Below are 8,959 nucleotides of genomic sequence, written 5' to 3'. Positions count from 1 at the left end.
TAACTTTTGTGTTTTCGAATCTAATCCCAACCCTTTTGGAATCAAGTCCTACTATTTTAACTTGATAGAAACTTTAAGATAATATCTGAATACTTCCGTATTCAGAGTATTTGGATCGTACTATATTCAGGTGAAAAACCTCCTCTATACTCTATAAGTTTTGAGAACATAAACTTTATAGAAATTAATTCCAAAGTCATTTACTTTGCTGAATATTAAAAATTAGCTTAGGACTATTAACTTTTGGATTCTATTTTAAAAACTCCTAAGTAACTGTCTATAAATATACTAAAAATATTTCAGAGAAAAATTATTTCTATTATCAGGTTTCTGGAAGAAATTTTACTTAACCAAAATGCCGCACTTAAAGCGATTGATGTTAAGGAGAACCGGGTTAAAAATAGGTGTTAGATGGATTTTGAGGAAATGATTTGAATTCCTAGATATTCCATCTTCTTTTTAATTTCCTTAAAAGCTTCTGAATCTAATGGCTGCGATGCATCTTCAATAAAGAAACATGCAAAGCCTTCTTTAAAAGCGTCGTATGCAGAGAAATACACACAAATATCTGCTGCAAGACCACATAGAAATAGTTGTGATACACCCTTTTCTTTTAAATAACCAGCCAATCCAGTAGACTTTAAATGACCATTGTCGTAAAATGCACTATAACTGTCTATTTCCTTATCTGTTCCCTTTCTAAAAATCGCTTCCCACTTTTGAGTTTCCAGATCGGGATGAAATTGAGCTCCCTCTGTTCCTTGCACACAATGATCTGGCCACAAAGTTTGTGGTTTTCCATGCATCTCAACCTCTTCAAAGTTGGCTTTTCCATTATGGTTGGAAGCAAAGCTTACATGGTCTTGAGGATGCCAATCTTGAGCGGCAACCACGAGATCAAATTTATGTTGTATGCTATTGATTACTGGTACTATTTCATCTGCATTGGGAACAGCAAGCGATCCGCCAGGCATAAAGTCGTTTTGTACATCAATTATAAGGAGGGTTTTCATAGTTGTCTTTTTTTATTGATCATATTGGTATAATTTGCTTCGTTTTATATCAAATTTAAAACTTATGTTTTTGAACCAACTTATCGCGTTCTTGCTTGAGTTTGGTACTAAGGCCTATTTTATAAATGTGTGGGTTTTGAAACCGTTTATATTCGTCGGGAAGTTTTTCTAATCGAGATTGCGAATAGCTGGCAATTTCAGTCACAGATCGTGGTGAATTTACTTTTTTACCATGTTCCATCACCTTTTCAAGCAGAGGTTCATGAGTAAAGCGACTGAGATTTAAACTTTTATTAGCGTCGAATGCATGTTCCATTTCGGTTACCTTTTCTTCCTTAAATAGTGCCACCGCATCGGCTCCATAAAACATCCCATTTTCATCCAACATTCTATACACTTGTTTTTTGTAAGGCAGCGACACCTTAATTATATCTTCAGAAAGTTTGATTCTTGGTTCTCCATTGTATTCTGATAATTTATAAACACCACCCAAGGAAGCATCAGGTTTTCCTGTAACTAGGTTTGTTCCTACCCCAAAAATATCAATGGGCGCACCTTGCTCCTTAAGACTTTTTATAACATATTCATCCAACTGGTTAGAGACTACAATTTTTACATAGTCCAAATTGGCATCATCCAACATCCTTCGTGTTTTTTTTGATAAATACGCCAAATCGCCACTGTCTAATCGAACGCCCAATAATTGTTCTCCCTTTTTCTCCATTTCCTTAGCAACAATCATGGCATTTGGCAATCCACTTTTAAGCGTATTAAAGGTGTCAACTAAAAGCACGCAGTTTTTTGGGCGCCACTTTGCAAAGTCCCTAAAAGCCTGTAATTCATCCTCATAACTTTGTATAAAGGAGTGCGCCATGGTTCCTGAACATGGAATGTTATAATCTTCAGCTGCTTTTACATTGCTAGTACCGTCAAAGCCACCAATTGCTGCCGCTCTTGATGCATAATATCCACCAGTTGCATGGGCTCGACGTAAGCCCATGTCCAATAGAATTTCTTTTTTTGCACTGTAGCGTATTCGGCTGGCTTTTGTAGCAATGAGCGTTTGAAAATTGAGCATATTCAGTAAAAAAGTCTCAATTATCTGCGCTTCTATTATATTAGCTTCTACTTGTAAAATGGGACGGTTTGGAAATACAACATCCCCTTCTTTACAAGAATAAATAGCACCGCGAAAACGAAAATCCCTTAAATAATCCAGGAAATCTTTTTCAAATCCGTGTTGTTCTAAATAAGCGATATCTGAAACTGAGAACTTGAGTGTTTCAAGAATGTCCAACACATCCTCTAGTCCAGTAAAAATTGAATATCCACCATTAAAAGGATTATTTCGATAATAATAGTCAAAAACCGCTCTTCCAGATGGTTTCGTTCTAAAATAGACTTGCGCCATGGTAAGTTGATAAAGATCTGTATAAGCAGCTGTAATTTGCATAAGAGTTTGTTTTAATTTAGAGTTCTAATTCTGTTAAAATATTCAAAAATTTATGTGCTTTCTTTAGTTATAATTAAATAAAAAGCCCTTTAAAAACCGCGAAATTAATCTGGTAAATATTATGTCACCAAGTTAAAAGTTTTTTTGCTAAAAGTTATTCATTTTATCGTTATATAAAAACCATTAAATAAAGTTTTAAACATATTCTCAGTTGGATTTCCTAAAAACCCTCCTATCTAAAAGAGCTAGGTTTTTAATTGAAAATTGCGTTTTAGGAGCGGCTTTCAAATATATAAAGTATTTTAGAGAGATTCCAAATAGCTACAAATCACATGGATATGATACGTTATATCCATAATAAAATCTCATATTAACATCTCATAACATTGTTTTAAATACTGATTTATAGTTAGTTACACTTATTTGTCTCAAGTATTACAAAACATCTCAACTAAATTATTTATTTAGATATTCATCTTATTTGTTGTTATTATTTTTCATCTTTAGTAGGAATATGATTATTCTCACCTTTCGTTAAAATTCATTTCTCTATTTTTAACTCACAATTCATTGTAATATGAAGTTTAATTTTAAAATACTTCCAGAAAGAGGCTCCTCTTGGCGCACATTTGCAGTTTTCGCAATTGCTTGTGTGATGGGATTAGGGTTTTTCATAATGAGAGAAGCTGAAGTTGTTTCCTATTTATCAGATAATCCACAGGCCTGTGTAAACTGTCACGTCATGACCCCTGTATATAATAGTTGGATGCATAGTTCCCACAGAGAATGGGTTTCTTGTAATGGCTGTCATGTTCCACAAGACAATATTTTTAACTCTTATTATTTTAAAGCTAAAGATGGTTTGTACCATTCGGCTGTTTTTACAGCTAGGGCAGAGCCAGATGTTATTACCATGCGTGAAGCTTCAGAAGAAGTTGTTCAAAACAACTGTATCAGATGTCACATTCAGCAAGTTACAGAAGTTAAGTATGATGGCTGGCTTGATAATCATAAAGAAAATCGTACAGAAAGAGCCTGTTGGTCTTGTCATCAAGAAGTACCTCATGGTCGTATACACGGCCTATCCACAGTAAAATATAATATTGCCCCTTTACCTACCGATCAAGATGAAATGGTAATCCCGGAATGGTTGGCAAAAGAAATGGAAGCACAATAAACCTCAACAAATATGAAAAACAAAGTTCTCTTCGTCGTAACAATTGTAGTGGTCTTTTTATTAGGACTACTCGCATCAAGTATTATTAATAGGAAAAATGAGGCCAAATACAAATATGTGCCCAATGTAGAAATTGGCAAAAATGAGCCAAGAAATGAGGAATGGGGCAAAAACTATCCTCGGGAATACCAATCCTATATGCAAACAGCAGATACTTCATTTGCCTCGTATCAAGGCGGGTCGGCAACAGTTGATATGCTTAAAGAAGACCCTAGAATGGTTGTGCTTTGGGCAGGATATGCTTTTTCAAAAGACTACAATCAAGGTCGTGGTCACTTTTATGCCATAGACGATCTTCATAACTCTTTGCGTTCTGGAGCTCCAGAAAATAAAGAAGATGGTCCAATGCCAGCTACTTGCTGGGCATGTAAAGGTCCAGACGTACCTCGATTGATGGACGAACATGGAGTTGGAGAGTTTTATGCTGGTACTTGGGCAGAAAATGTTTCTGAAGTGGTCAACCCAATTGGTTGTGCAGATTGTCACGACCCAACAAGTATGAAATTACGTATTACTAGACCTGCACTGGTTGAGGCTTTTCAAGCAATGGGTAAAGATATCAACAAGTCAACCCACCAAGAAATGCGCTCATTAGTATGTGCGCAATGTCACGTAGAATATTATTTTAATAAAAACAAACCGGGTCATGAAGGTACTAGTTACCTTACTTTCCCATGGGAAAACGGATTTTCGGTTGAGGACATGGAAAAATATTACGACGACATTGGTTTTTCAGATTGGACACACGCTATTAGTAAAGCACCTATGTTAAAAGCGCAGCATCCAGATTATGAAATCTTCCTTACAGGAGTTCATGCCGATCGTGGTGTTTCATGTGCCGATTGCCACATGCCTTATAAGAGTGAAGGCGGACAAAAGTTTACCGATCACCATTTACAATCGCCTTTAAATAATGTAGCCAATTCTTGTCAGGTATGTCATAGAGAAGAAACAGATAAACTTATAGCCAATGTATATGACAGACAACGAAAAGCCAATGAAAACAGAATTAAATTAGAAGATGTCTTGGTGAAAGCACATGTTGAAGCAGGAAAAGCTTGGGAACTTGGTGCCACTAACGAACAAATGAAAGATATACTTATGAGTATTCGTCACGCACAATGGCGTTGGGATTATACTGCTGCTTCTCATGGTGCTTCCTTCCATTCACCTGTAGAAATAGGTCGGGTATTAGGTAGCGGGCTTGCAGAAGCACAAGAAGCACGTGTTATGTTAGTGCGTCTTTTAGCAACTTTAGGTCATAACGACCCTGTAGCAATGCCAGATATTTCTACTAAAGCGAAAGCGCAAAAATATATAGGTCTCGATATGGACAAACTTAGAGAAGAGAAAGAAGAATTTAAAACCAACGTCTTGCCAAAATGGCTAGAAGAAGCCAAAGAGCGTGAAGCTAAAATGGGTTCAAAGAAAGTAGTAAGCGCCAATTAAAATTCTGCGCCAAACGCGGTTTTAAAAAAACTTTAACGGCTTATTTAAGCCCTATTCCTCTCTATGAAATATATTTATCGACTCTTTTCGTCTTCTGTTCTAGCCTTAGTTTTACTTCTAATCTTTGCTGTTTCCATGGCCGCAGCCACCTTTATTGAAAATGATTTTGGCACAGATACCGCTTGGATTAAAATCTATGATGCTTTGTGGTTTGAATTGGTTATGGTTGGTTTGGCACTATGTTTCTTAGCCAACACCTTTAAGTATAATTTATGGCGAAAAGAAAAATGGGCAGTGCTTCTTTTTCATTTGGCATTTATTGTTATAATTATTGGTGCGGGAATTACACGATATGATTCCTACGGAGGAATTATGCGTATTCGGGAAGGGCAAAGTTCCAGCACCATTATTTCAGATAAAAATTATTTACAAGTTCATATTTCAAACGGAAATAAAACTAGGCATCTTCAAAAAAAGATGGAGTTTTCCCCTTTAAATAATAATAACTTTTCTATAGACACAGATATTGAAGATACACCCATTACCATTTCCTTAAAGGAGTTTGTTGCCGATGCTTTACCTGAAATTGTGGATGATCCTAAAAAGGGAACACCTTTGTTGCAAATGGTTGTGACTTCTGGCAACGGTAGGGAAACTCTTTTTTTAAACAAAGGAGAAGTGGAAATTATTGGACCACAAAAACATAAAGTAGGATTTGAAGCCCAAGAAGAAGGAATTATCAATATTATTGAAACAGACGGACAGTTTAAAATCTGGGCGCCTCACCCACTCGATTTCTTTGTAATGGCCGATCAAAAAGCAGGTGTAATTAAAGGAGATTCTCTTCAGAATATGAGTCTTAAAACCTTGTATAGACACGGTGATTTATCTTTTGTCCCGTTATCTTATCACGAGTATGGAAGCATGAAATTGGTAAGTACTTCAGAAAAACCAAAAGACAACGATCCCACAAAAGACGATGCAGTAGTACTAAACGTTAGTATTGGAGACAAAACCGAGGAAGTGATGCTTTTGTACCGAAAAGGATTTTTGCCTACCACCCATGAAACCACAGTAGATAATATAAACCTCAGTTTTTCTTACGGTGCCATGCCGATTGAAATTCCATTTTCGGTGAAATTAAATGACTTTCAATTGGAAAGATATCCTGGTTCTGAAAGTCCATCTTCCTACGCTAGCGAGGTGACCGTTATAGATGGTGAGACCGAGATGCCATTTCGAATCTATATGAATAATGTATTGGATTATGGTGGTTTTCGTTTTTATCAAGCCAGTTACGACACCGATGAAAAAGGAACACTTCTAGCTGTAAACCATGACGTTTTAGGCACAGTTACCACTTATATCGGCTACCTATTCTTAACGATTGGGATGTTCTTTACGCTCTTTGGAAAAAGAACTCGTTTTACGACAATTACTAAAAAACTCAAGAAAATAAAAAATTACGCCCCTTTCCTACTACTTTTCTTATTAAGTTCTTTTGACACTTTTGCTCAACCAGCGATGCAAAAGGATTCGATACCATCTGTTACTGAATTGGTTATAGCACAAAAAATAGACAAACAACATTCCGATTTATTTGGAAGAATCCTAGTTCAAGATATAGACGGAAGAATTAAGCCTATCCATACATTAGCTTCAGAGTTTTTACGAAAAATATATGGCAAATCAACTTTCACCTATAAAGCAGAAGCTAAAAGAATAAGTTTGGATGCCAATCAGGTGTTTTTGGCTATGCACGTTTCACCTGGAGCTTGGCAAAAAATACCTATTATTAAAATAGATGCCAGAAAAGGAGGTGATTATTTTAAGCCTCTTAAAATTACTAAAGATGGATATATCTCCTTCGATCATTTAATTAATCCAAATGGAGATTATGTGTTATCCAAAATGGTAGAAGATGCCCATGCAAAAAAACCTGCCGAGCAAAACGAATTTGATAAGGAAGTTATTAAAGTAGATGAGCGTTTTAATATCTTATTTAATATTTTCTCAGGAAATTATTTAAAAATTTTTCCAAATAGTCTAGATGACAAGGATACTTGGTTTAGTTATAACCATCACTTTAATGACTTTCCAGTAGAAGACGGCCGTTTTGTTCAAAACATTACTAGAACCTATTTTAATGATATTGCTTCCAAAAATTGGGCTGAAGCTACAGATAAACTTTCCTATATAGATACTTACCAAAGTACCTTAGGCAAGGACATTATCCCTACCCAAGAAAGAATTGAAGCCGAATTGTGGTATAACCAAATGAATTTGAACTTTTGGCTGTTCCAAACCTTTTTCACCATTGGATTAATCATGTTGGTATTGGCCCTTTCAAAAATATTTGTACAAAAACGACTTGTAAATATTCTTTGGAATTTCCTCGTTTTAATAGCATTAATCAGTTTCTTGGTATTTACAGGAAACATTTTGTTACGTTGGTATATAGGGCAGCATCCACCTTGGAGCAACGGTTACGAAATGATGGTTTTTGTAGCTTGGGTACTTATGCTCTGTGGCTTACTTACTTTTAGAAAATCGGATTTTTCCTTGCCTTTAGCCACTTTGTTTTCTGGATCTTTGTTATTTGTAAGCTATTTAGATTGGTTAAATCCAGAGATTACCAATTTAATGCCTGTTTTAAAATCGTCATTTTGGTTAAAGGTTCATGTGGCTACAATTGTTAGTAGTTATGCGCCTTTGGCGTTATCTGCTGTTTTGGGCTTTATGGCATTAATCTTAATGATTATTAAAACTGAAAGTAGCGCTAAGAAAATTGATGTTCGAATTAAGGAACTCACTTACATTAACGAGATTTCTATGACCATAGGCCTATTTGTATTAACTATAGGTACTTTTTTAGGAGGGGTTTGGGCAAACGAATCCTGGGGGCGTTATTGGGCATGGGATCCTAAGGAAACTTGGGCCTTAATTTCCATTATTATATATGCCATTGTATTACATCTACGATTTGTTCCTGCACTTAATAGTCGCTATACTTTGAACACGGCAAGTGTTTTTGCTTTTGGATCTATTATTATGACTTCTTTTGGGGTGAATTACTATTTAACAGGCTTACATAGTTACGCAGCAGGAGACCCTATACCAGTTCCGAAGTTTATTTATATATTGACTGTGGTTGTAATTGTTGTAGCTATTATAGCATTTATAAGAGTTCGGAAATTTAAAAAGAGAGTAGGATAATGAAAATGTTTAATTTCTGAATGGAAATTAAAAGTGTAAAATAAAAAAAGACCTTAGTTGCTATTTTATCAAATGTGCTTCTAAGGTCTTTAAATTTATTTGGTTAAGCTTCTTCCAAGCTTCTTTTTGTTTTTCTATACGTGTAATTAGGATAAATATTACGTTTGGCAAAACGGTTCACCTTATCGCTATTAATCATTTTAATATAGACTTGTTTGGTAACACCAAAATATTCGTAGGTGGAACCATCTAGAAAGGTAATTTCCATCAATAAACCTTTATGGGTGTAATCTGCAATTCCAGAATTGGTAATTGTCTCTGTGTAGTCTCCTAAATTAGCTTCAATGGTTTCTGGTGCCATACTCACTAAAAAATGATAGCCATCGATAATTTTTCTACTTTGTATTTCAGCTTCTTCCTGTAAAGCATCTCCATTTTGGAATTTATCTGGATGCCATTCTTTAACTAAATCACGGTAACTCTTTTTCAAAGTCTTTAATTCGACTTCGTTTTCCACTCCAAAGAGTTTTTTATATTCATTTATGCGCTTCATATCAAATTTTTATTTGAGGGCGCAAAAGTACATGTTAT

The 8,959-nt window shown here is 35.4% G+C and carries 6 protein-coding genes; 3 read left to right on the top strand and 3 right to left on the bottom strand.

Annotated elements, in window-relative coordinates:
- Positions 1 to 407: 407 nt before the first annotated feature.
- Together pncA and VKY47_RS14150 are read right to left on the bottom strand one after the other, a co-directional pair.
- Complete coding sequence (gene pncA, locus VKY47_RS14155) at positions 408 to 1,013, bottom strand: bifunctional nicotinamidase/pyrazinamidase (RefSeq protein WP_324313493.1); 606 nt, start codon at positions 1,011 to 1,013, stop codon at positions 408 to 410.
- A gap of 55 nt (positions 1,014 to 1,068) precedes the next feature.
- The gene (locus VKY47_RS14150; protein WP_324313492.1) at positions 1,069 to 2,466 is read right to left on the bottom strand and encodes a nicotinate phosphoribosyltransferase; all 1,398 of its coding nucleotides are present in this window, start codon (positions 2,464 to 2,466) and stop codon (positions 1,069 to 1,071) included.
- A gap of 577 nt (positions 2,467 to 3,043) precedes the next feature.
- On the opposite strand from VKY47_RS14150, the gene nrfH reads away from it, so the two are divergent.
- The 3 genes from nrfH to VKY47_RS14135 all read left to right on the top strand — a co-directional run bounded on the left by nrfH (position 3,044) and on the right by VKY47_RS14135 (position 8,368).
- Positions 3,044 to 3,643 carry a cytochrome c nitrite reductase small subunit gene (gene nrfH, locus VKY47_RS14145; RefSeq protein WP_324313491.1) on the top strand — a complete coding sequence of 200 codons (600 nt, stop codon included), beginning with the start codon at positions 3,044 to 3,046 and terminating at the stop codon, positions 3,641 to 3,643.
- Between the two features lie 12 nt (positions 3,644 to 3,655).
- The gene (gene nrfA / locus VKY47_RS14140) at positions 3,656 to 5,152 is read left to right on the top strand and encodes an ammonia-forming cytochrome c nitrite reductase (RefSeq protein WP_324313490.1); all 1,497 of its coding nucleotides are present in this window, start codon (positions 3,656 to 3,658) and stop codon (positions 5,150 to 5,152) included.
- 63 nt (positions 5,153 to 5,215) lie between these two features.
- On the top strand, positions 5,216 to 8,368 hold the full coding sequence (locus tag VKY47_RS14135) for a cytochrome c biogenesis protein CcsA (RefSeq protein ID WP_324313489.1): 3,153 nt from the start codon (positions 5,216 to 5,218) through the stop codon (positions 8,366 to 8,368).
- 103 nt (positions 8,369 to 8,471) lie between these two features.
- Here VKY47_RS14135 and VKY47_RS14130 read toward each other — a convergent pair whose 3' ends face one another.
- The gene (locus tag VKY47_RS14130; protein ID WP_324313488.1) at positions 8,472 to 8,921 is read right to left on the bottom strand and encodes a KTSC domain-containing protein; all 450 of its coding nucleotides are present in this window, start codon (positions 8,919 to 8,921) and stop codon (positions 8,472 to 8,474) included.
- Between the last annotated feature and the right edge of the window lie 38 nt (positions 8,922 to 8,959).

The sequence above is a fragment of the Xanthomarina sp. genome (assembly GCF_035306705.1).
In the GTDB taxonomy this organism is placed as follows: Bacteria; Bacteroidota; Bacteroidia; order Flavobacteriales; family Flavobacteriaceae; genus Xanthomarina.
This window is presented reverse-complemented; position numbering and strand designations above follow the sequence as displayed.